General features: G+C 41.6%; 19 protein-coding genes, 2 tRNA genes and 1 pseudogene. 2 read left to right on the forward strand and 20 right to left on the reverse strand.

Annotation, left to right across the window (positions count from 1 at the left end):
• Position 1: 1 nt before the first annotated feature.
• The 9 genes and pseudogenes from MU515_RS13260 to MU515_RS13300 form a co-directional block, all read right to left on the reverse strand.
• Positions 2-78, reverse strand: a tRNA-Arg gene (locus tag MU515_RS13260).
• Between the two features lie 67 nt (positions 79-145).
• Positions 146-238, reverse strand: a tRNA-Ser gene (locus MU515_RS13265).
• 184 nt (positions 239-422) lie between these two features.
• Entirely contained in the window at positions 423-620 is a 198-nt protein-coding gene (gene csrA, locus MU515_RS13270) for a carbon storage regulator CsrA (protein WP_004415691.1), read from the reverse strand.
• Between the two features lie 82 nt (positions 621-702).
• Positions 703-1,890 (reverse strand): aspartate kinase, encoded by a 1,188-nt coding sequence (locus MU515_RS13275; RefSeq protein ID WP_260260911.1) that lies wholly within the window; start codon positions 1,888-1,890, stop codon positions 703-705.
• Positions 1,891-2,071: 181 nt separating this feature from the next.
• The gene (gene alaS, locus MU515_RS13280; RefSeq protein WP_260260912.1) at positions 2,072-4,654 is read right to left on the reverse strand and encodes an alanine--tRNA ligase; all 2,583 of its coding nucleotides are present in this window, start codon (positions 4,652-4,654) and stop codon (positions 2,072-2,074) included.
• Between the two features lie 169 nt (positions 4,655-4,823).
• Entirely contained in the window at positions 4,824-5,291 is a 468-nt protein-coding gene (gene recX / locus MU515_RS13285) for a recombination regulator RecX (protein WP_260260913.1), read from the reverse strand.
• Positions 5,292-5,364: 73 nt separating this feature from the next.
• Positions 5,365-6,219, reverse strand: a pseudogene (gene recA, locus MU515_RS13290) (recombinase RecA); the annotation flags it as partial.
• Positions 6,220-6,502: 283 nt separating this feature from the next.
• Positions 6,503-7,105, reverse strand: coding sequence for a hypothetical protein (locus MU515_RS13295; protein ID WP_260260914.1), 603 nt, complete (start codon positions 7,103-7,105; stop codon positions 6,503-6,505).
• A 438-nt stretch (positions 7,106-7,543) separates the two neighbouring features.
• Positions 7,544-8,623: a hypothetical protein gene (locus tag MU515_RS13300; RefSeq protein WP_260260915.1), complete on the reverse strand. Its 1,080-nt coding sequence runs from the start codon at positions 8,621-8,623 to the stop codon at positions 7,544-7,546.
• Positions 8,624-8,830: 207 nt separating this feature from the next.
• Here MU515_RS13300 and MU515_RS13305 point away from each other — a divergent pair, with 207 nt between their 5' ends.
• Entirely contained in the window at positions 8,831-9,424 is a 594-nt protein-coding gene (locus MU515_RS13305; RefSeq protein ID WP_260260916.1) for a hypothetical protein, read from the forward strand.
• Positions 9,425-9,630: 206 nt separating this feature from the next.
• On the opposite strand, the gene MU515_RS13310 is transcribed toward MU515_RS13305, so the two are convergent.
• Positions 9,631-10,851 carry a ParB N-terminal domain-containing protein gene (locus MU515_RS13310; protein WP_260260917.1) on the reverse strand — a complete coding sequence of 407 codons (1,221 nt, stop codon included), beginning with the start codon at positions 10,849-10,851 and terminating at the stop codon, positions 9,631-9,633.
• A gap of 152 nt (positions 10,852-11,003) precedes the next feature.
• On the opposite strand from MU515_RS13310, the gene MU515_RS13315 reads away from it, so the two are divergent.
• The gene (locus tag MU515_RS13315) at positions 11,004-12,176 is read left to right on the forward strand and encodes a DNA sulfur modification protein DndB (protein WP_260260918.1); all 1,173 of its coding nucleotides are present in this window, start codon (positions 11,004-11,006) and stop codon (positions 12,174-12,176) included.
• A gap of 263 nt (positions 12,177-12,439) precedes the next feature.
• Here the strand turns inward: MU515_RS13315 and MU515_RS13320 are convergent, their stop codons facing one another.
• The 10 genes from MU515_RS13320 to recA (MU515_RS13365) form a co-directional block, all read right to left on the reverse strand.
• Entirely contained in the window at positions 12,440-14,101 is a 1,662-nt protein-coding gene (locus tag MU515_RS13320; RefSeq protein WP_260260919.1) for a 3'-5' exonuclease, read from the reverse strand.
• Between the two features lie 183 nt (positions 14,102-14,284).
• Positions 14,285-15,181 (reverse strand): hypothetical protein, encoded by an 897-nt coding sequence (locus MU515_RS13325; protein WP_260260920.1) that lies wholly within the window; start codon positions 15,179-15,181, stop codon positions 14,285-14,287.
• Between the two features lie 219 nt (positions 15,182-15,400).
• Positions 15,401-15,961, reverse strand: a complete 561-nt coding sequence (locus MU515_RS13330) for a recombinase family protein (protein WP_260260921.1) — start codon at positions 15,959-15,961, stop codon at positions 15,401-15,403.
• 51 nt (positions 15,962-16,012) lie between these two features.
• Positions 16,013-16,357 (reverse strand): hypothetical protein, encoded by a 345-nt coding sequence (locus MU515_RS13335; RefSeq protein ID WP_260260922.1) that lies wholly within the window; start codon positions 16,355-16,357, stop codon positions 16,013-16,015.
• A gap of 193 nt (positions 16,358-16,550) precedes the next feature.
• Complete coding sequence (locus MU515_RS13340; RefSeq protein WP_102590827.1) at positions 16,551-16,799, reverse strand: ATP-binding domain-containing protein; 249 nt, start codon at positions 16,797-16,799, stop codon at positions 16,551-16,553.
• 170 nt (positions 16,800-16,969) lie between these two features.
• Positions 16,970-18,385 (reverse strand): site-specific integrase, encoded by a 1,416-nt coding sequence (locus MU515_RS13345; RefSeq protein WP_102590828.1) that lies wholly within the window; start codon positions 18,383-18,385, stop codon positions 16,970-16,972.
• A complete protein-coding gene (locus MU515_RS13350; protein WP_260260923.1) occupies positions 18,386-18,910 on the reverse strand; it encodes a hypothetical protein in 525 nt (174 codons plus the stop codon).
• A 5-nt stretch (positions 18,911-18,915) separates the two neighbouring features.
• Positions 18,916-21,114 carry a hypothetical protein gene (locus MU515_RS13355; protein ID WP_260260924.1) on the reverse strand — a complete coding sequence of 733 codons (2,199 nt, stop codon included), beginning with the start codon at positions 21,112-21,114 and terminating at the stop codon, positions 18,916-18,918.
• Positions 21,111-23,222: a hypothetical protein gene (locus MU515_RS13360; RefSeq protein WP_102590831.1), complete on the reverse strand. Its 2,112-nt coding sequence runs from the start codon at positions 23,220-23,222 to the stop codon at positions 21,111-21,113. Before MU515_RS13360 ends, MU515_RS13355 begins: the two co-directional genes overlap by 4 nt.
• Positions 23,223-23,300: 78 nt before the next feature.
• Positions 23,301-24,359 carry a recombinase RecA gene (gene recA / locus MU515_RS13365; RefSeq protein WP_102590832.1) on the reverse strand — a complete coding sequence of 353 codons (1,059 nt, stop codon included), beginning with the start codon at positions 24,357-24,359 and terminating at the stop codon, positions 23,301-23,303.
• Positions 24,360-24,378: the final 19 nt, after the last annotated feature.

The raw sequence follows: 24,378 nt of genomic DNA on the forward strand, positions 1-24,378 counted from the left end.
ATGGCGCGCTCGGGAGGATTCGAACCTCCGACCGCCTGGTTCGTAGCCAGGTACTCTATCCAGCTGAGCTACGAGCGCGCAATATGCTTTGTTTCAAAGCTATGCTCCGAAGAGCAAATCTTCTAAAAAATAGAAGAAGCAAGAATGGCGGTGAGGGAGGGATTCGAACCCTCGATACGGTATCAAGCCGTATACTCCCTTAGCAGGGGAGCGCCTTCAGCCTCTCGGCCACCTCACCGTCTTGCGGAGGCACATATTACGATTTACCAAAAATATGTCAAACACTTTCTTGGCAAAAATAGTAAAAAGTCATCCAACCGTTGGGTATTTAATCAAAGCGGTGTTTATTCGTGCTTTTCCGCATAATTATTGCTTTTTTATCCACAAAAAAAGCTGACAAATTGCCAGCTTCTTTTCTGTAATTAGTAGTTGCCTGATGCAACGTTACCATTACCTTTTTCTGCCTGAATGCGCATGTAGATTTCTTCGCGGTGAACAGACACTTCTTTCGGAGCATTTACGCCGATACGTACTTGGTTACCTTTAACGCCTAGTACGGTTACAGTGACTTCATCACCAATCATAAGAGTTTCGCCAACGCGACGAGTTAAAATTAGCATTCTGTGCTCCTTGAGTAATCTCTGATTTATCTTGCTATGAAGCTATTATCCATCAAAAGTTATATTTTCGTAAACTATAAATCTAGCCTAGAAAGGCATGTTTTTGTGGGCAATCGAGCGCTTCTCTAGAAGTAACGTAGGCATGATGCAGGATGTTCGCCGCTTTGTCGACACATTCTGGTAACAACACTAAGGTTATTGATTGCCTGTCAATTGCAACGGATCGTACCGCAATGCTTTGCTTTGAGAGCAATTCTTGGGAACGTTCCGCTAGGTGTTCTGCTTGTAAGCCAACAATGGTTAAAAGACTCACCTGTTCACTATTACTAATTTTGTCTTTGAAAACTAGCTCTAGCTTGGTGTAAGCGTCCTGTTTTATCGCGATACCTACCCATTCTGCATGGTCGATCACACTCCAAGTTTCAATTCCCAGCATCTGACACTGTTTTTCTAAACTTGAGAACGCTGTACGATCAACTCGAACAAGAGACATATCACGTTGAATTGCTAAGCCACAAACATCTTGTTGGCACACTTCACCCTTAACTAAACTGCCTTCATTAAGGTCAAAGCTCGAGACCACTCTCAGTGGTACTTGATTACGCCATGCATATTGCACCGACGGCAAATGCAGTACTTTCGCACCTTTATGAGCCATCAGTTCCATGGATGGGAAATCAATCACAGCCAACTTTTTCGCCTCTTTCACCACGCGAGGGTCACAAGTATAGACACCATCAACATCGGTAAATATCTGGCATTCATCTGCGTTTAATGCGCCCGCTAGCGTTACAGCACTGGTATCCGAACCACCACGACCTAAGGTTGTGATATCCCCTTTCTCATTGATGCCTTGAAAACCCGCCACAATAACAATTTGATCCTGCTCAAGAAGCTCAAGGATTGGCGCGGTATCAATGTATTTAATCGTTGCGTCATTGTGCTGATTATCCGTCACAATGTTCGCTTGTGCTCCGGTCAGTGAACGGGAGGTATAACCCATTTTATTCAGCGTCATGGCCAATAAGGCCATTGAAACCTGTTCACCAGCGGAGAGCAAAACATCAAGTTCACGAGCTGTTGGCACGCTATCAACTTGCTTCGCGAGATCCATCAATCGATTGGTTTCTCCTGACATAGCTGATACGACAACAACCACTTGATTACCATCATTCTTCGCTCTAATGATGTGCTCAGCGACATTTTGAATACGCTCTATTGAGCCTACAGAGGTTCCGCCAAACTTTTGCACGATAAGGGGCTTTTTCACCAGTCTTCACCTTCCCGAGACCGCAGTCTCTCGTTTTCTCTCTTGCTTTAGCAGAGTAGATAATCAATCTATTTACTAGCAGCAGATTACAAACTTAATTGGTATTCTGCTACTTGGAATATCCAAAAAAATACGCCCAATCGCAGAAACAATTGAGCGTAGAAATTTTATTGGTGAGCGTTTATAGGCGCTCTTCTAGCCATGGCTGTACTGACTTCATTGCCTCTGGTAGAGCTGCAACATCAGTACCACCCGCTTGAGCCATGTCTGGGCGACCACCGCCCTTACCGCCAACTTGCTCAGCAACCATCTTAACTAGGTCACCCGCTTTGACTTTACCGATAAGGTCTTTGGTTACACCGGCGATAAGGCCGATTTTGTCACCGTTAACGTTGGCGATCATGACAACGCCGCTACCCATTTGGTTTTTCGCGTTGTCGACCATGGTACGTAGGTTCTTAGGATCAGCGCCTTCCATGCCAGCGATAAGTACTTTAACGCCATTGATTTCTTGAGCTTTACCCATGATGTTCGCGCTTTCTGCAGCAGCCATTTTCTCTTTAAGCTTTTGAATCTCTTTCTCTAGAGATTTCGCTTTAGATGCCGATTCTGCTAGCTTCTCTTCGAACTTAGCTTGTTGCTCTTCGATTGCATCTAGAGCACCTTCACCCGTTACCGCTTCAATACGACGAATACCTGCAGCGATACCACCTTCTGACGTAATCTTGAATAGGCCGATATCACCAGTATTAGACGCGTGGATACCACCACAAAGTTCTGTAGAGAACTCGCCCATAGATAGCACACGAACTTCATCATCGTATTTCTCACCGAACAGAGCCATAGCGCCCTTCTGCTTAGCAGATTCGATGTCCATAACGTTGGTTTCAATCACGTGGTTGCGACGAACTTGTGCGTTCACTAAGCGTTCTACTTCTTTCAACTCAGCTGGCGTTACCGCCTCTAGGTGTGAGAAGTCAAAACGTAGGTTATCAGGCTTAACTAGTGAGCCTTTCTGCGCAACATGCTCGCCAAGCACTTGACGAAGTGCAGCATGCAGTAAGTGGGTCGCAGAGTGGTTTAGGGATACCGCAGCGCGACGTTCCGCATCAACGATAGCTTCAACAGCATCGCCTTTTGCTAGAACACCTTCAGCTAGAATACCGTGGTGTGCAATCGCATTACCCAGTTTTTGAGTATCTTCTACTTTGAACAGACCTGATTCAGTTTTCAGTACACCTGTATCACCACATTGACCGCCAGATTCAGCGTAGAATGGCGTTTCACCAAGAATGATGATTGCTTTATCGCCAGCAGATAGAGATTCAGCCACTTCACCTTCGACAAAGATTTCAGCAACGTTACTGTTGCCTTCTGTGCCTGTGTAGCCACAGAATTCTGATTCTACTTCTGATTTAAGCGTTGCATTGTAATCTGTACCAAATTGGCCAGCTTCACGAGCACGCTGACGCTGCTCTTCCATCGCTTTTTCGAAGCCTGCTTCATCGATAGTGAAGTCACGCTCACGTGCAACGTCGTTAGTTAAGTCAGCAGGGAAGCCGTAAGTATCGTAAAGCTTGAATACGGTTTCACCGTCAAGCTCTTTGCCTTCAAGTGCGTCTAGTGCTTCATTTAGAATAACCATGCCGCGCTCTAGCGTACGACCAAAGTTTTCTTCTTCAATACGAAGCACTTTTTCTACAACCGCTTGCTGCTTCTTAAGCTCATCAGCCGCAGAGCCCATCACTTCAGCCAATACGCCAACTAGCTTGTGGAAGAATACGCCCTTCGCACCAATCTTGTTACCGTGACGAACTGCACGGCGAATAATACGACGTAGAACGTAACCACGACCTTCGTTTGAAGGCATAACGCCATCAGCAATAAGGAATGAACAAGAACGGATGTGGTCAGCAATAACGCGCAGTGATTGGTTAGATAGGTCATCACAACCTGTCACTTCAGCTGCTGCTTTGATTAGCTTTTGGAATACATCAATTTCGTAGTTAGAGTGAACGCCCTGCATGATTGCAGAAATACGTTCGATACCCATACCTGTATCAACCGCAGGTTTAGGTAGTGGTTCCATCGTGCCATCAGCATGACGGTTGAACTGCATAAATACGTTGTTCCAAATCTCGATAAAACGGTCACCATCTTCTTCAGGAGTACCAGGACGACCACCCCAAATGTGCTCACCGTGATCGTAGAAGATTTCAGTACATGGACCACAAGGACCTGTGTCACCCATTGTCCAGAAGTTATCAGATTCGAACTGCTTGCCGCCTTCTTTGTCACCGATACGAACGATCTTATCAGCAGGCACGCCTACTTTCTTGTTCCAGATATCGAATGCTTCGTCATCTGTTTCGTATACGGTAACCAATAGTTTTTCTTCTGGTAGGCCCAGAGTCTTAGTAAGAAACTCCCAAGCAAACGCAATGGCGTCTTCTTTGAAGTAATCACCAAAGCTGAAGTTACCAAGCATTTCAAAGAATGTGTGGTGACGAGCTGTGAAGCCAACGTTCTCAAGGTCGTTATGTTTACCACCCGCACGTACACAACGCTGAGCCGTAGTTGCTCGAGTGTAGGCACGCTTTTCGGCGCCTAAGAAGCAATCTTTAAATTGGTTCATACCTGCATTGGTGAATAGCAGGGTTGGATCGTTATGTGGAACCAACGATGAACTGTCTACGATTTGGTGTCCTTTGCTCTCAAAGAACTTAAGGAACGCGTTGCGAACCTCATCTGTGCTCATGTACATGCAGCTCTTCCTGAAAATAGTCGAGATAGAATTTTGCTGTATTGTACACATAAGCCCGCATCAGATGCTAGCTTGGTTATTGGTCTAATTTGAGGGTTTTGAACAAGAAGTGAAGGCTAATGGACAAAAAGCTGACCGTTATACGTTAAATCAAACAATTACTACTCTATCAATCTTCATCGCTTGCACTTAGTGCATAATTTATTTGGTCGAAGTCAAAACCACGATATTGCAGAAATCGAACTTGCTTGGCGTACTCTTTGTGATCTTGTGCTTTTGCACCTTTAAATTTTTTATATGCGGTTTGTTTGGCTAGCTCATACCAATCTTGAGGTTCTTCAGCCAAAGCCGTCTCTATGTCGTTTTCTGACACCCTTTTTTGCTGTAACTCTTGGCGAATTCTTCGCTCGCCATGGCCTTTATACACATGTTGTCGCACTTGGCTTTTAGCGTAGCGTACATCGTCTAAATAATTATGCGAGGCACAAAAGTCGAGCGCTTGTTCAACCTCTTCTTGCTCATAACCTTTTAACGACAGTTTCTGCGCCAATTCATATTGACCATGATCGCGACGGCTTAGCAGCTGAATAGCGGCTTCTTTGACGGAGAGGGTTGGCGGGTTATTTCGATAATACATGGAAAATAAAACTGGTTAGTAATACGCAAAAAGCCCTGCATTGCAGGGCTTTAATAGAATGCTATCAGCAAGATTAGAACTCTTCTTCTTGCGGCATTTCACCAGTTTCTGGCTCTTCAGGAGAAGCTGGCGTTAGTAGCATTTCACGTAGTTTACTATCGATTGTTTTCGCCGCTTCTGGATTCTCTTTCAGGTACTTACATGCGTTCGCTTTACCTTGGCCGATCTTATCGCCATTGTAGCTGTACCAAGCACCTGCTTTTTCAACTAGCTTGTTCTTAACACCTAGGTCGATCAGCTCACCTTCACGGTTGAAGCCCAAGCCGTATAGAATCTGAGTTTCTGCTTGTTTGAATGGCGCAGCAATCTTGTTCTTCACAACTTTAATGCGAGTTTCGTTACCTACTACTTCGTCGCCTTCTTTAATAGAACCCGTACGACGGATATCTAGACGAACAGATGCGTAGAACTTAAGTGCGTTACCACCCGTTGTGGTTTCTGGGTTACCAAACATCACACCAATCTTCATACGAATTTGGTTAATGAAGATACACATGCAGTTAGATTGCTTTAGGTTACCTGTTAGCTTACGCATCGCTTGAGAAAGCATACGTGCTTGAAGACCCATATGGCTATCGCCCATTTCACCTTCGATTTCCGCTTTAGGTGTCAATGCAGCAACAGAGTCGACAACCATAACGTCAATCGCACCTGAACGAGCTAGCGCGTCACAGATTTCTAACGCTTGCTCACCTGTATCTGGCTGAGAAACTAATAGTGCATCAATATCAACGCCTAACTTCTTAGCATAGATTGGGTCTAGTGCGTGCTCTGCATCAATGAAGGCACAAGTTTTACCCTGCTTTTGTGCAGCTGCGATACATTCTAGAGTTAGGGTTGTTTTACCAGAAGATTCAGGACCGTAGATTAATGTCAAACTTACTATTATTAGCTTAACTGGTTCATCTTGATGATCTAGAGGCGTAACTCTAACTTCCTTCGTTTATTCATAGTTTATTCATTCTAGGGAGTTTGACAAGCTATCCCATCGAAAAAACAAAGAACCTCCTCAGACTGCATAAAGTACGTCTCGTCTTGATCACTAAACCTCTATCTATTCTCGTTTGGTACTAAACTTCTCTGATCAAAACTTTAGCCTTAAAACAAAAATGCTCTCAGAAATAATTTTGAGAGCGTCTTAACGATTTTATTCAGTCTAAGTGAACTTCGAAAGAATAATTGTCAGCAGTGATTCCTGCCATTTCGAGCACTTCTGGATCGCTACTATCTAAATCAACTTCGATATAGTGACCATAGAGTAAACCATCATCGCTTTCAGATTCATGGACTTCATATTCAAGCAACTGCATCTCTTCGTAGGTAAGATTTAGTTGTAGTGATAAGGCTTTATCTATATCAACACGGTCAGTACTGCCATCAGGGTAGAATTGAGCTAGCGGTAATACAACAAAGTGTGCTTTCTGAATTCCTTTCTCTTTCCAGTTACGTAGCAAGCCAGACCACAAGTTACCTCTTAGGTTTGAAGACTCTGTTAACCGATTGGCATTCCATCGGCTAACTTCACGAGTTCCGTCGACTTTGTAAAGCACCACTTCGGCTTCCTTAGATTTAATAAGCTCTCGTTTAAATTCAATTTCGTCTTCTGGAATGAACGTTAACGTTGGTTTAGTTTCTGGTTTACCCTCAGCTTTATCTAGAAGTCGCTTGATAACGGCTTCAGGACTATCAAAGCCAACAGCTAGCTTTTCTAACCGAGAATATGTCTCTACGGTTATGTCAATAGTATGAGTCATTTTAGTCCCCTTTAAATCACAATGAATATTTCGGAGCATTCCGAACAGTCATTTCGCTATTATCCGGTCATCAATTTCCTGAAACGAGAGATCGCAACAACCGAAGTGTGCACACAAAAAGCGAACAACCATATTGTTAACCAAATATAGTTTTATTTCAATCAAAAATTAGTTTTCTATGATTTAAAAAAGCCCCAGCAGAAGCTGAGGCTAGTTGTTCTATTCGATTAATAAAACTCGGGCAAGAATCCTCACTGAAATGCACGCCCCAAACTAGGCAGTTTCTTGAGCAAACTTTCAATACCTGAACATTGTTTGAAATTTGCTAATTTAGCAAATTATTGAAAAATAATTCTATCCACATTCAAGTCAACGAGTTCTTCGCTGACTCATTCACGTCCTATTTATGTTGGCTTGCCTCAGAAAGCGTTATCCAACTTATGGTTGTTTAGACCACCAACCAATTGACTGTTGTTCAATGATTACTGTAGCCAACTTGTTCTTGTCCTTGAAGATAGCAATAGCAGTATGAAATGGGCGAATTGAGCAAGTAATCCCGAAATTGTCTTTTGCGGCTTTATGAAGTTTGGCTGCACCACAACATTCTAGTGAAAGCCACAATCCATAGATACTTTCTAATTGCTGCCATACGTACATTGCATTAGGGTTGCTAGTAGTGCTAGGGTTTTCCCATGGAAGCCTCCCTTTCATATGTGAGTTAGCTGACATTAATAGCCGAGTCTTACCTGTAAATGATCTCCCAACATTAGCTACGGCAATTTTTTTCTTGGTTGCGTCGGTGTGAGGCATACCGTTTCTACCCCCCTTCCTACGAGCTACACCTGCCTGCTCTAATGCATATTGTACTGCTGTTGCACTACATCCCAACCTTTCACCAATCTGACTTAGAGTCTTACCTTCGTGATATTCTGCAATAGCAATAGTGCTCTCAACTTCATCTAGTTTAGCGTTTCTTTTTCCAATACCTTTGAACTGCGTATTACAATAGAACTGCATAGCGTTACGTACAGCCTGTTCATTACATTCAAATTCCACAGCTATTTCACGACCAGTCAACCCCTTTCTATACATGTCATCAGCCTTTTTAGCTTGAGCCTCTGATAGAAGTAATCTTCGTTTGATGCTTTCATTTCGTGCTGTACCGTAATCTTCTGAAGATACTATGACACCATCCACATTTACCATACGCCACCACGCAAAGTAGGCTTGGTTGTCATCAGGGTTAGCCTTAGCAAACAAACCATGCGCTTCACAGTGTTCTTGATTGGTCAGGTATACAATGTTAGTACCGTCATCACTCCCCCCTAAGTACTGTGGAATGATGTGATGCTGAATAAGCCCACTGATTCGTTGGGTGTTATACCTGTCGGGCTGGCCACGTTTAGCTACGGCTTTTTCTATCATACGGTTATATTGTTTTAAATAATGATTCATCCGTTTTCTCACATCTATTGATGTGTCAGGTTCCACTGAAACATCTGGTTCGAACTTGTCCATTTTTTATAGGCATGGCTTACTCAATAAAAGCAGCCGCATGGTGTTTTGAGTTGAAGCACACATATGCTGTTTAATAAAGATATTTCATAACCTCGGTAAGCTTGCAGGAGTTTGGGCATTGCGTTATCCTCAGCATTTAATAGAAACAAGTGTCATATGCAAACTTTTTAGAGTAAGTTTAAGTATGCGATCTTGTCGGACAAATACATGAAAAAAATTCTACTAATATCATTGAATATTATTTTAGCTGCGTCGTCGAAAGCAAATACGATTACTAGCTCTATAGAATGTAATGGTACGTACACTGCCGCGAGCAATGGTTGGAACTACAGGTCAAATTGCACCATAAGCACGAATCTACCCTCCAAGAGTATTATTCAAAAAAGAGATGAGTTTGAAGATAAGCCAACAATGTATCGCCTCGACATTCGTGATGAAAAGGGTTCCAAAAGATCTTCGATATTTTTTAAATGTGATGCTAGCACCGAAAACTATTCATTTAGTACCTATGTTGACGGGGGAAGTATTAAGGTAAGATTTGACGAAAATGATGCTTATGACCTTGACTTGATGGACTTTAGACAAGAGTCGTTGTGGAAGGCAACAAACGGAAAAAGCGGTGTTGACTACAGTGACTTTGATGAAAGAAATGTGACCAAATTTATAGACGATATTGCACAATCTAAAGTAATGAGAACAAAGGCAAAATATAGCACGTATAAATATGACCTAACTGATTACAATAGTAAAATTAAGCAGTTCACAAATCTATGCCGAGAAATGAAAAATAATATGGACTAGCATTAAAGTCCGCCATTACAAATATTAGAATTAGAAGATGGGAATTAGTCTGGGCAGAAAATAGTCTAGCCCAGATATAATTTGACAGGCACCAATGCGAAAAGTGGGTTAACCTCTGTACGATCAGGTCAAGATACGCCCCAAAACTCTTAGAGCGAGCGTGAGTCAGTACAAATTAAATCCAATACTGCCACCTTGCAAAAAAACTATTTATCTACCTGTTTCATAGCAGATTGCTTCTTCAGTCTGCTAGGCGTTTTTCCGGGCATTAAAAATGGTATTGTGAAAGCTTCTTTGATGTTTCCTGCTGCTTTTGCAGGAACTCGTTCACCCTCTTCATTTTTCACGAAGTTCGCTACACGTCTAACTGAAACTTTTTTGCCTACCACCGGAATATTGAAATAGGTATTCCACCCTTTGAAAATGCATGATAAACGGCATAATAGTGCATATGACGTAGACTCCTTTCGTATCGATTCAAGGTAGTCTCGTACTTTATATTCAATGCTCTCTGTTGAAGTTTGTCCCAACCCTGATATGACATTAGAGATGTACATATCCGGAGTAATAGGAATTTCATCGCCTTCATAGTTTTTTAATTTTTCGTTTATAAGGTAATGCGCAAACGCCAAAGTTGCCTGAGGTGCTTGAATTTGTTGCTTATGTTCTTTTGCTAAAGATGCAACCAGATTAACTGACCACGCCAGCTCATCTTTACCCTGTACGTAATCAAGAATTTCAGCGGGCTTAAATGAAGTGCCTTGAGTGCCTCTAAAGGCATAAGGGTTGGCTGTCATGTCAAAAGCCTTTGAAAGCATGGCTACTTGAGAAAGAACCTTTGCATCTACGCTAACTCCTGCCATTTCAAGGACGTTCGCCCTTGAACGGACGTTACCAGTATCAGTGTGAGCAAATGCTAGAGCATCTGATACCCCCCAAATAATGATCGCAATAAAACCGTAAGTTGATTTCGAAGCGGCCTCTAGCCTTGTGTGACCATCCAGTATTTCACCGTCATGACCTATAATGATCGGCTCTCCAGTAAGACACCACCGTCCCTCATTCATGTCTTCCGTGAACTTTTTGACTGTGCTTCGGTTAACTCGACGGTTGCTTAAGTCGGTATTAATTTTTCCTCTTCTTGAAAACTTAAGCATGTCTCTGGCTACAGTTGGAGAAATATGTACAACCTCATGCCGAATAGGAGTTTCTAGATTTATGATCTTGAGTTGAGGATAGTACTGGGAATTCGATTTAAAGATTTCGTCCATTACCGTCCTATCTAGCTTGAGAGTGGATGATTCAATTAACTGCTTTGAGCTGGCTAAGTATTCACTGGGAGATTTTTGATATTTATCCATTAACCCCTGAACAATGGATTCTTCTATCTCATTGTTTTCTTGATCCTTATCTATATCTCTAGTCATTTTCTTACCTCAAATCTATCAGGTTTATAAGTCTAAAACCTTCCAATTCCACAATTTTAGGCGTTCAATTATTGATCGGACGGGCCGTCCGATCAATATTTATTTTAATCTCAATTTAGAATGCAGGCTCAACATAATGAGGGGGTCATTCATTGCAAAAGAAATCTGTCAAGTTGGAAGGCTTGTGCTCAATGCACACGTTTGGAAAAGTTCAGCAATTAATGGCAAATGTTAAAGTTATTGATTTGTTTAATTTATTCTCATTATTTGACGTACCAAATGAACTTGAAGAAGCTTTTCAAACTATACACAGCCGAAACAATCAAAAGAGAATAGAGCTAGCAAAGAATGCTATTGAATCAGGCTTAGATAACGCAGTGGAGGTGCCCCCCCCATCTCTCACTTTTGTTGTGGAGGAAATCTTAAGTCATAAGACTTTAGGTAGAGGAATAGTCGAAATAGAATACGATCCTCTAGATACTATGATTGTGGATGGTGTAATTACGCTGTTTGCCATGATGCAGATTAGTGGTTTCAGTCATCCTTTCGAGAAAAAGCGTATCTCTAAGAATTTAACTCAGAAAAATAGTCGAGTTAGGCAAGAACTCGCAAGTTATCCTGTGCAAGTCAACTTGTTGTTCTCACCCACAGAGCCGCTGTCACAAAAGGCATGTATTACTCTTTATAAAAAATACAGCCAAGCTGAAAACAACATTTATGCACCTTTAATTGAAAGTCTAAATGCTGAATTGCCTTTGAACACTTATGTGAAAGAGATTGCGAATGATATAGCTCTTGATTCTTTCGGGGGAATGAAAACGTCATCAGTTAGGCTTTCGGTAAAAGACCCATATGTGACTACTGAGGCAACGATGATTCGTTTAGTTCTTGGTGCAATCGGCGGTGCAGATTACCAAGATAAAAACAAAGTCGATTTGTTTGGTTCTGGGTCATTTAGTGCCGAGCATATCGATACGATAAAGCCCTATATTTGTATATTTATGGAAGCGTGGTTGAACTCAGTAAAGGCTCAACTGCTTTCACATAAAAATGGCTTTCATTACTCAACGACGCTTTGGCAATCACTAGGGCTAGTCATACATAAACTTTACCTTGAGAAAAAAAACTTAGAAGAGTTTGCTAAGGCTGGGGCTGTTTTAGGTCGTCTGGATTACTCCAAATCAGCTAAGCACTGGGGAAGGTGCGATGCACTGGAACTTGACATGTCGGGGCAAAGCTATAAAAACGTTACTGGGGGTGGTAGAGCTTTTCGTATTGCCTTAACTAACTACCTACTTACATATTTGTCAGAACGAGCAAAATAAGAGTGCTTCAGGGCGTCTTTTCTATTCTGTTGACCACGCGTGGTCAATGATGGTCAATGGTAGACAATTACCGAACCCCAGTAAAAATTAGGGTTCGGTAATCACTGAAACCATGCTCAAAAAAAGACAAAAAATCCAAGCTACTTTTGACTCACTATGGCTTTGGTTTCTGCGTTTTTCAAGCTAGTAATCACTCATACTCTGTCCAGAACTGCTAGTGCGGAGCAGGTTCGTCGTGACTTGCAGTGATGCACCCTTGTTGGTTAGTAATCACCTGACCATGCCTTCTCTCCATCAAGACTCCAAGCATTAAGGATGGTTATTTTTTGTGCATCCAGAAGATGGTAAGCGGTAATGGTTACTTGGTTATCATGCTCAATTACCTTTAGAATTGATGAATACCCTTGTAACCCTAGAGCAAATAACCTTTTCAAGGTATTTTTCGGAGTCTTGATTGTAAAAGCAATACTCTCTCTATCGCTGTTATGGAAGATTGGTAAGTTCTCTAAACTTTCATATATCTTTGCGTTAATAACAATTGAAGGGATGTAGTACGTGCCATCTATGATTTCATTTGTAGTTTTATTTATGCTTGATTGAGTAATCGTGGCTTTCAAACTCAAGTATTTATTTGGATTTATTTTTTTTAGTTTCAACGCATCCAGTCTATGACTCAATTCCTCTACGGATATTGGTAGTTGCATATCAGGTTTATCGATGTATTGAACTTTCAATGTCTTGCCCTTACGACCATTTTTTACAAAAATCCTTGTCCCTTCTCTTTTTAACATCCTCTTTAAAGCTTTTGAACGTATACCAATGATCTCATTACCATATCGATCGATGAGACAATCAAAAGCAAATATATTTGAGTTAGGTGATAGAAATAGGGTTTCTTCACCTCCCAGTTGATCTATAGCGTTGAGGTCAATTAAGGCGAAGTCCCGTAGAAGGGATTTGTGGTTACTTGTAAGATCAACCAATTTGTTGAATACATCAATTGTAGTAATGGTATCAGCAAGAGATCGGTGTGCTTCTGGCTGCTTTATATTAAGCCGTTCGCAAACTTTTTCCAGTCGAGGCCATCTTTCATAATCAAGAACAGATTGACTCCATTTCATTACACAAAATCTTTTTTTAGTTGTTATCCCAATGGTTTGGAACAGCATCTGGCAGTCAAAATCTACATTAAACGATATTATCGTTTTTCCTTCTAACAATTCAATTAAGGCTGCTTTCGCTGATTCTAGAGGCATTCCATTAGCAATCTGCTCATCAGTTATGCCATGCACGGCTCTAGCTTGCGCACTACAGTTAACTTTTGAGCTAAGTATTGAGTCAAATACAACTCGTTTATCATGCGTGCATATTGATAACTCAATAATTTCATCACTACTAGAGACACCCGTAGTTTCGGTATCCAACCAAAAACAGTTGTTTGCCTTAATTTCTTCAAGTACTTCACTAATTGAAATGCTTTCACCAAGAGCACCGACTGGGTTAGCTTGTTGCGGCATACTACTTCTGGTGAGAGGCTTTACCTCTTCAACTACTTCACTAATTGAAATGCTTTCTCCAAGAGCACTGACTGAGTTACAGCGTTGCGGCATGCTACTTCTAGTAAGAGGCTTTACCTCTTCAACCACTTCATTTATTGAACTGGCTTCACTACTAGCACTGACTGGCCTATTTGGCTGCGATTTAGTTTTTCTAGGAATAAATGGGATGCGGTTTTTATAACACTTCTTACATAGCTCAATATTTTTGTTTTCTATAACAGAGTGATATGTTTTTTGACGATGCATATTCAAAGGGAGGCCACACGACCCACATTTGTTAGCGTTAGGCATCTTGATTAATGCCCATATACAGATAGGGAGTCCTATAATTGCCAAAAAAATAATGATCTCTTCATTGCCATTCATACTCATCCTTAAACTATGTTGGGTAGACCTCGTTGCTCTTACTGAGCATTTTTATTTTTGAAGTGGCTGAAGCACCTGTCAGCATTCTACATTTAAAAATGTTGGTCAATCAGCGCATACAGGTTTAGTGAAGAGCATCTACGCTAAGTGGTTTGGGGACAGAAACAGGTTATAGTTGGCGCACTAATTCGTTGGGTTTAAAGTCTGTGATTGATAGATTCGATGGAACCAGTCAGACATAACTGCTTCTTCGTTATGTGATGTAATTGCATTGAATAGTGAGAGTGCTGTATCTCTATCCATTTCAGTACCAGAACAAGTGAACTCATTCGATTTGATATTAGAGGTGTAGCACTTCATAACCTTAGTCATCTTATCATTGGTATGACCAGATTTATCTACTTTTGTGGTTCTTCCATCTTCCACTTCGACCATCATCATACCATCTTGGCGGACAGTGAAAGTTACTTCGCCTTCACGGCTTTCGAAGCTACTGCTGGAGTAGTCGATGCGGGCAAACTTTTCCAACTTATATGTATAGACGCCATTATCGATCTTAATAACACCCTCTATATCACCTCGCCATTTAGGGTCGTTATAACCTAGCCCTCCCGGATCGATCTTGTATTCGAACGCATAACCAACAGTCTCCCATGAAGGTGTGTTGATCTTCTTCTTTATCTTAGCTGAACTAAGTTTGAATTCGTCAGAGTACTCCACATCAGCACCAATACTAAATGACTCGGTGAAGCCTTCATATTCACCATTAGTAATTTTGTATGCTTCCCAAATGTCGTCAGGGAGTTCATCTAGATTCAAGTGGTCGAGTAAGGAAGAAATGTATTCGTTATACTTTTGTCTATATTCAGTTAAGTACGCTTCGTTAGCATATATTTCGGTAGTAATACCATTTTTTATACTAGCATCATCCAACACCCATTTAATGGTAGGTTCAACAACCTCGGGCTGTTTAGACGTAGACGTATCACAACCTCCAAGGGCAACAGCAACAACAGACGCAAAAATTAACTTTTTCATAAAAAACCAAGAATTAGTACAATGGATACCACGACCAGTCATTACAAATACTTTGCCTATCTTTCTCGGGTAATGGAATACAATATTTTGGAATTTGTGAAGAGATTCTTTTACATTTCGCACTCTTGGATTAATTTGGTCACTTTCGGTTCTTGAGAACAGTATTAACCCAGATCCAACTCATTTTGGGGGCAAACCGATTTAGAGCCACCTGTAATATCCTCGTACAACTAAAAACTGATCTGCAATCATGTTAAGTTTTCATTTCTCTAGGGACGCTAGGGCTTTGTTTAAGGTTGGACGACTTACGCAAAAGTGCTTAGCCACCTCAGACTTTGTTACCATAGGGTCTAGCAGCATCGCGTTAGCCTTACGGATGTCAGATTCGGACATTGATGGCTTACGACCACCTTTTCTGCCTCTCGCCCTAGCAGCAGCTAATCCGGTTTTTGTTCGGTCTGAGATCAATCTTCTTTCGAATTGCGCAATAGCACCGATGACATGGAATATAAGTTCACCTGTAGCTGTTGTTGTATCGATACCATCATGGATAGACACAAATCTCACACCGGACTCTTTAAAACCTTCTAGTAATTCGATTAGGTCTTTCAGGCTTCTTCCTAGACGATCTAAGCGTTGAACAACGACAATATCATCTGCTCTCAGTGTATCCAGCATCCTTTGTAGTTCTGGCCTACTTTTCGAATCTTTACCACTTGCTGACTCCACATAAATGCGCTCACAGCCATAATTCAAAAGAGCTGCCTCTTGCCCTTCAGGGTTTTGTTCTAGTGTACTAACTCGTGCATAGCCAATTAGCATAATTCCCTCTAAATAAGCTGCCCATCGTGAGCAGCTTATATCTTTAAATATTTACTCTCCAGTCGCCAGAGATTCTTTCGTTAACTCTTTGCAGGTTTCGGGCATGTTAACATTCAAGATGTAGTCACTACCGCCAGCTTCAGTCTTTGACCAGATAAAGTCTGAACTACTCAAGAACTTAATAACCTCAAGATCAACTGCGATATTTTCTTCTGCACAATACCATGCAGCTACAGGTAACCCTTCGAAATCACGAACGAGGAACTTATGCTCATTTTGCATTAAGTCCACATAGTATTCATATCCTTCATCATTGATAAATAGATGAAAGTGCTCATTAGTCAGGAAAATAGCGGCTTGAGTGCCAACATGCTTTGTAACTACATTATGGATCATTAGAAGTCCTTTTAAGGTTAATCAAACGTTCGTTTTATTTACGTCGCATATGATTGCATAGAATCGCATTCTCAAACTGTGACGGATGTAAACTAACCCGTAAATAAATCTACGTAAATAATTTCTATGTTTGTTTTACATCTAGAGGCGGTATAGCTTGGTACAATACTTTTGTGCCAAGCTATACCATTTATTACTGGTTGATATGCGTGAGGTAATTTGACAGGCAGGTGGTTCGTTTTTCTGCCTTACCTTCCAGTGCAATGCAGTTTTTTAGATCTTTCGGGCTACCTACGATTTCAATTTGAGCTACGGCGCGTGTTAGGGCGGTATACAGCCAAACTCTGTCGTAGTTAAACCCTTCGCCAACTGGGATAATTACTCGCGGGAAGTGAGAACCTTGAGCCTTATGTACAGTCATGGCGTGCGCAGGTTCAATCATGGGAGCTAGGTCAAAGATCCACTTTTCTTGATTTCCTTGGAAATGAATGCTTCTTCCATTTCCTGAGCATTGTTAAAGTCGTACCCTAGGGAGCCAACGTAGTCCATGACCTTATCGAGTTGCTCTTGCTGTTTTGGTGTTAGTTTTTTGTTTTAGCCATTGCAAATCCCTTATTGGCTCATGACTTTCTCTAAGTGCGCAAGTAACTGGCGTTGAGTTTCCAGTTCAGCCCTGTGTGATTCTTGATCTCTAATTGCGATCACCTGCGCAATGTCGAGGTAGTATCGCAACGTTGTATCTTCAGATTCATGACCAGCAAAGGCTCTTAGGTTTTTCATTAGCAAATCTAGGTCTGTGTCTGAGACCCTAGCAGTATCTCTCTTGTTGATAATTTTGTCAGCTTTAATCAAGATGACCGCATAATTTGTAATTGCGTATCGTCTAAGAGTGTGTGGAGTGATGGCATCTCGGCCACCTTGCTTGCGGATATCTATCTTTGAACGATTCTGACCCGTGAAATCAAACGTTATTATGTCTGCAATGCTTTGATCAGACATAATTGCATCTGACCCTTTCTTTTTGTTTGCAGAGACGATAAACACTTGCCCTGAGTCCTTGCAGTGCCCAGCTTTGAGAATTTCATCTCGCTCGAATTCAATGTAGTTCAAGGTTCGCTCAATTAGATCTGGTTGAACTTCTACAGTTCTGATTTTCTTATACTTTGTGCCGTCATCAAGAGTAACACTTATTGTTCGGCTAACTTTGACCTGCTCATATTCATCCCCCATCAGGTCAGCATACTCCTGTTCAAAAGCATTCACCTCAGCTTCCGCTCTTTCTAGTGCATACTTGATTGTTGAACACTGAAGGTGCCTTACTTCATTTAACCGGAGGCCAGCCTGTGTAAACCAGTCAAAGATTAGAAGGTTCCTAATGCTATATTCATACCCCAAATCAACAGGATGCTTTGGTGCGTGAATATAGGCTTGCTCTTGAATAATATCTGCAAGCCTAGACATTTGAATACTAGTAGGAACATATAATGCTTCTGTACGCTTAGCTGTTTTCTTTACATATGGGTTCTTGAAAGAATCAGGGTCTTCTGGGTCGCCACTACCAACTTCAATTCTGTGAGGTGGGATTCCCTTTTCATTGTCAGCCCATCCGCATAAGTACTTATGTCCGGTATCCCAGTTTTTCTGAAGCCACCAATAGAAATCCACAATTACAGCAAGATATTGGTTAGCCGTTTGGATAGCGTTACCCTCTCTACTGACGAGATATTCGTGGTAATCATCTAAATCACCACTAACGACATCAAACACTTTCCTGTCGAAGTAAGAATTAGGGTTGGTTTTGCCTACCACACCAATTCTCGTTAGGTAATTAAAGAAACAAGTAAGAGTATACGCAGCCCCACTCCGGGTGCTTTCAGCATTCTTTTTCTTCTCTTTTCGGTAAACCAAGTATTTAGTGGCAGCCCAAAACACGTGACCATTAGGATAGCCAATCAGGAAAAATCGACTTTCGTCATCGGAATAAAAGCCTTCAGATGACTGCTGAATATAAAACTTATACTTAGCCATCTATTTAACAACCGTTATTGTTGGGCGGGGGGATTCTAGCTTCTTCTTTAATTCAGCGATCTGTTTATTCGCCTTATCAAGAGCCTCATTCTTGTCTCTGATTACAGCATTTTTTCGTTGTAGTTCGTCCTTTAAGAACTGCTGAACTTTCACCTCTTCACCAAGGTCGTAAGTTAATGCCTCGTTCCTAAACTTATACTCTCGGTATAGAGCCTCGTAATCTGGTTCATCACTATTACTGTCACTAGAGTCCAGAAGTTTAACCGCAGCGTCCAGCCTCTCTAATTTCTTGATAATATTTGACTTATTTTCTTCATAGGTCTTTGATGCTTTACTGATCGTTTTGATATTTGCAAAAGAATCAGATGTCCAAGAGATAAACCAGTTAAGACTTACCTTCTTGATACCTTCTTTTTTCAGGGCATCAGCATCCTTAATTAGCAAGTCAATTGCTTTCAATTTTGAATCGATTTTACCTTGAACCTTTGAGATGTTGCCATCAGTGGCTGCTTGAGTATTTGACATAGTTGTTACCTTTGAGCAACTGCTGCTTGAAAAATAGGTGAAGACTCGGGGTTCAATAGACATTGGTCATCTACATTCCTAAACTTCCAATTATCTAAGCGAAGTAGGTTTGGGCACCCGTCACAGAACTCAGAGCAAGCCTTAAACGTGTGGGCTAATTCATCTCCTTTGATGCACTTGGATGCATCCCTATACTTTTTTGTGTTCCCAACACACAAGCCATCTTCGGTCATTTCAAAAACAATATCGTTATCTTCAATGACTCGGGCATAAGATTTTTCGACTCTTTTGGGGTGCATCGAGGTGATAGCTTGGGCGCAATCGTCGAACTCTTTACCAATCGATGTTGACCTATCAAACCTGCCATTTTTTCTGTGTTGTTCAGCAGTTACCTCAACCATTGCTGCACGTCGGTCTGCACTGGCTGTATCAGCCCCCGACTCTCTTTTGATGTATTCGAACGTCATTGCCACGTCTGTGTGTCGTAAGTGGTATTTCAATGCATTCATACTGCCACCAAAGTGATTTACAAAAACGACAGAGAAGAACCTTCGGAATTGGTGTTCAGAAAAATTCCAATTATATTCGTCAGAGATTCCAATGAACTCTAGGTATTGAGATTTCTGATCTTTAAACTCGTATTTAAACGGCTTCTCGTCCTTACCAATGAATCTCTGCATTTGGAATAGACTTTCATCATCGTTTTGAAGCCTAGAGGGTAGGGTTAACTCCTCGAGTATTTCTATACAAACTTTTATTAGATTAGTAGCTGTGAAGTTATCATTAACTCTGTAGGTTTTGGCTACGTACATTTGTATCCAGTGACCTGATTCAGTTGTGCTCATGCAACCTGCTTTTAAGGATGTGACCTCAGCACTTCGACGGGCTGTGAAGAAGCAAAGGATCATCTCGATAGCAACCATCAAGTGATAGCAAATGGTGGTGAAACCATGATTTCTAGAGTCATTTCCAAATGGGTCGTTATGATCCCTGATCCATCGACTAATAGTGCCCGTAGTTGTTTTAAATTCTGTGGCTATGTTAGCCATAGACTCACCATCATCATGTAGCTTTGCAGCTTTCTCCATCAAGGCTTTCTTTGCTTCATCCGCTTTTTTGTACACAGTCCGTTGGAAATTAGTTACCTTGATCGTTTTTGTATGCTCAAAACCATTCAAGATGATGGGGTTTTTTCGAAAGAATTCTTTTGCTAAATCAGAACGATTCTGGCTGGGTTTAGAAGCGCAGAGGTCTTCGAATTGCTGAACTGCCTCATCTCGCTTTTCGATCAGCAACTTGCCGTAGTGCATCACAAACTCAATAGAACGCTCTATTGTGTTTTTCATTACATGAAATGGCACATCTGCGGTTTTACCTGATTTTGCGGCTTCTGCTTTGAGAATCCTACCTCTTGCATTAGATATAACCGCCACATCATTTGGGAAGCACGTGACAAGGTCAGGAAACCTTTTAGCGAGACGTAAGGTTCTGTTCAGTGCAGATATTTCCTTCTGCACTGTACCTTCTGTGTTAATCGCGTGTAGAGACGATTGCTTCTCCCCTCCATTACTGCTTCGACCACGGGTTTCATACTTGCTGATTAAGCTTTCAGAAATTTGAGATAACTCACTGTATCTACGCCAAATGTTCACTGGAATACCTGCACCTGCAAGCATTTCTGATAAACTAAACTCTACCCATGGACTGGTACTATCTGTTTCTCTAATGTACGCGTATTTCCGAAAATCAGTACTTTCAGCCAACTTCATATAGCGGCCAAGGAAATCAAGGTTATGACCAACCGTATGCTTAAACCCTTCTGTAAAATCATCAACCATACGTTGGGTTGCATTCTTCGGGTTCGAGATTCCCTGCAACCTCATTGCTCTAATAAAATAGAGAACCTTTCCAAAGTATTTCTCGATTGTCTTTTGAGTTGAGAGCGCTGACTTTGTGGCTTTATTTTCATTGATTGATAGCAGTACGAGCCATTTCACTGAGTTGAGAAGGTCTTCATCCTCAATGAGGTAGACGTTGGTGTCTAAAATGACGTCAAAAGAAAGGTCAAACTCCTTGCCATCCAGTTCAAGAGTCCAAGTATTCTCTCTGAAGTCAGATTTCAGCTTGCTACAAACTGGGTGACCTATATCAGATATATCTATTTGCGGTTGTAATTGCTTTACCGCTAAGGCTAGTGCGCTCATAAGTTAAGTACCTTGATATATGGGTTGTTATCCTGATGTTTCGCCAGTGTTCTTTTTGCTGCATTGAACATCGGCCTTATTTCTCGATTACCCTCTAATTCATCAAGGCTGTATTGATTGAATGCACGCCACAGTTTCCATTTGAGAACTTCATCTTCTGGTAGCTCATCAAACGCTTTTCTAAGAGCTTCATTCCATAGCATGGTGTTTAGGATTGAGTTCTCTGTTGCAAGCAGTACAGGGCGTCTTTTGGGGCAAGTCGGGCAAAACTCAACACTACCGCAAGTTTCACCTTTCTCTGCATAAGGGCTAGATGTGGGATCTTCACAAATAACGCCACCAAAGTGAGATTTCAAAATCATTTCTGCCTTTGCAGTGCTCGTTATATAATCGTCAGGATTTATCCCCACAAATTCGACAAAACCCTCAATATCCATTGTTACGAGAGCTTCTAGTGCGTTTTGGAAGTCGCGAATATCGAGTTCGTGGCTGAAGCTCAACCCAAGTTGATCAAGGTATGCCTTTGTTGATGACAGACTCGTGTGGGCGGCTTGCTCCTTGACCTTTAACGGATCTTTTGTAAGCAGGCCTGTGAGCTTCAAGGAGCTTTTTCGAATTAAATATGGTGAAATCATGATCGCACCATCCGTTAAATCAGCCACTACCTTGGTAAATATCGAAGTACCTCCGCCACCGCTAGGTGGTGCGGGAAAGTACCCATTGTTAGACGTGTTATTGTTCTTGTGGAGGCACAGGTAAAGGCGATCCTTGTAATGCTCTTTGGCTACAGCCCTGTAGTTCTTTGTTGCTGACTGTAGGTATGAAATAACATCTGGGACGGAGAGTTTTAGCGTATCTTTGCCAGTGAAGCTCAATACATCAATACGATCTATATTTGGGTCAGGAGATATACTGGTAATTTTACGTTTGCTTTCGTCAGCACGAGCTTTGTGATCATTGAGGTGATAGGCACCCGAGTTCTCGACCAAGCAGTCATCTTTAAGAAACCGAATGCTTGATTCATTTTTACATGTGTCGATGTATAAAATAACCTGCGCCAGTGCTACAGCCCTTGAATTCAGGTTAAACTGATCATTTATATCTTCAAGCAGATCTATGTTTAAGTTCGGGCAGATAGTGTTAGTAAGGTAGTTATAAAGCTCTGGGTTATGATAAAGCTGAGGTTCGTGTTCCTCTTTTGCTGTTCGCGGAGCAATGCCACCTACATGATGGTAAATGAAAGCAGACACCCCTTCCGCTCCGTATGAACAGATGTCCCTCTTTATTTTCTTTACTTCTTTCTGATGGAGGTCATATCCTATATCTAATAACTCATCCCTACGGGTTAGCAGATTAAAGATATTATTTGCAGCTTCAATATTGTGTGCTTCATTAGCACTTTTAATCGCACGCTTATGCGTCTCGATAATTACAAGTAGCTCTTTCTCAGCTTTAACTCTTAATAGTTTCAGGTTGTCATTAAGGTATTGTGTTGCCGCGTGTACCAGCGCCTCTTTTGTTTTGATTTCTTGGCTGGTTGCCTTAATGACACATGAGACCATCGAAACCACTTGATGATTTTCACCGTCCAAGTCCATTGCTTTTATTGCATTGTTGATCTCATTAACTATTCCTTGAGGGATAGCTCTGTTGTGAGTCAGCATTGAGGGGGTCAGCTTTGGCGGTAGTTTAAATGCTGTAATAATTAGACTTTGAGGCCACAAGCCCAAGTCTGCTGCATATCCGAGAAACATTGAGACATAATTAATGTCATTCTTTGATGTAGTGCCTTTGCCTTTTTCCTCGATGACAAAATCACGATAGTCATCAAGGACATATTGCCAATCAAGATACTCAGCTTTTTTGTAACCTTTTTCGTTAATAACGAATAACAGGCGGTTGGATGATGGTGTGTCAGAAGTAGCGATATACGATAGTAGGCTCTTAATTCTGTGATAAAACGAACCATCGCCTGAAATATCGGTCTTCGCCTTTTTAGTGACATATTTGTCATATATGTATTGAAACCTGTTTAAGAACTCTAGACCTAATGGCCTTAATTCTTTTAAGCCACAAAAGTTCCTATCACGTTCAATAAATACTGCCACCAAGAAATCCTTGTTTGTGTATGGTCTTGGAAATTACACTAGGGGAGAGTTCCCCTAGTGTGAGGGTTTTATAGATGATTAGAATGCATCATCTTGTTCAGCTTCTTTTGCTGTGTCCGCGCTTACTTCATCAGGGTTAGCTGGAGTTAGCAGCAATTCACGCAGTTTTTTGTCAAGCTCTTCAGCAATGTGGCTGTTTTCTTCAATGTACTTACAGGCATTTGCTTTACCTTGGCCTATCTTGTCGCCTTGGTAGCTGTACCATGCACCTGCTTTTTCAACCAGCTTGTTCTTCACGCCTAGGTCAATAAGCTCACCGTAGCGGTTGAAGCCTTTACCATATAAGATTTGAGTCTCTGCTTGCTTAAAGGGAGCAGCAATCTTGTTCTTCACAACCTTGATACGAGTCTCGTTACCAATAACCTCATCACCTTCTTTAACTGCACCCGTACGACGAATATCTAGGCGAACTGAGGCGTAGAACTTAAGTGCGTTACCACCAGTGGTCGTTTCTGGGTTTCCGAACATAACCCCGATTTTCATGCGAATTTGGTTAATAAATATACACATACAGTTAGACTGTTTTAGGTTACCAGTCAGCTTACGCATTGCCTGAGAAAGCATACGGGCTTGCAGACCCATGTGAGAGTCACCCATCTCGCCTTCAATCTCCGCCTTAGGAGTAAGTGCGGCAACGGAGTCGATTACCATCACGTCAACTGCACCAGAGCGAGCTAGAGCATCAGCAATTTCTAGTGCCTGCTCACCAGTATCAGGCTGGGAAACTAGAAGCTGATCAATGTCTACACCTAGCTTACGAGCGTAGATAGGGTCTAGTGCGTGCTCTGCATCAATGAAGGCACAAGTCTTTCCTTGACGCTGAGCAGCAGCAATCAATTCAAGGGTAAGTGTGGTCTTCCCTGAGGATTCAGGCCCAAAAATCTCCGCGATTCTCCCTACCGGAAGCCCCCCAGCACCAAGTGCAATATCCAGTGCAAGTGAGCCTGTAGAAATTACTTCGACGTCCATCGCTTTATTCTCGCCAAGGCGCATGATAGAGCCTTTACCGAACTGTTTTTCAATCTGACCTAGTGCTGCCGCTAGTGCTTTTTGCTTGTTCTCATCTGTTGTTGCCATATTGTTTCCTTAACTTTTA

The organism is Vibrio intestinalis (genome assembly GCF_025195085.2).
Taxonomy (GTDB): domain Bacteria; phylum Pseudomonadota; class Gammaproteobacteria; order Enterobacterales; family Vibrionaceae; genus Vibrio; species Vibrio intestinalis.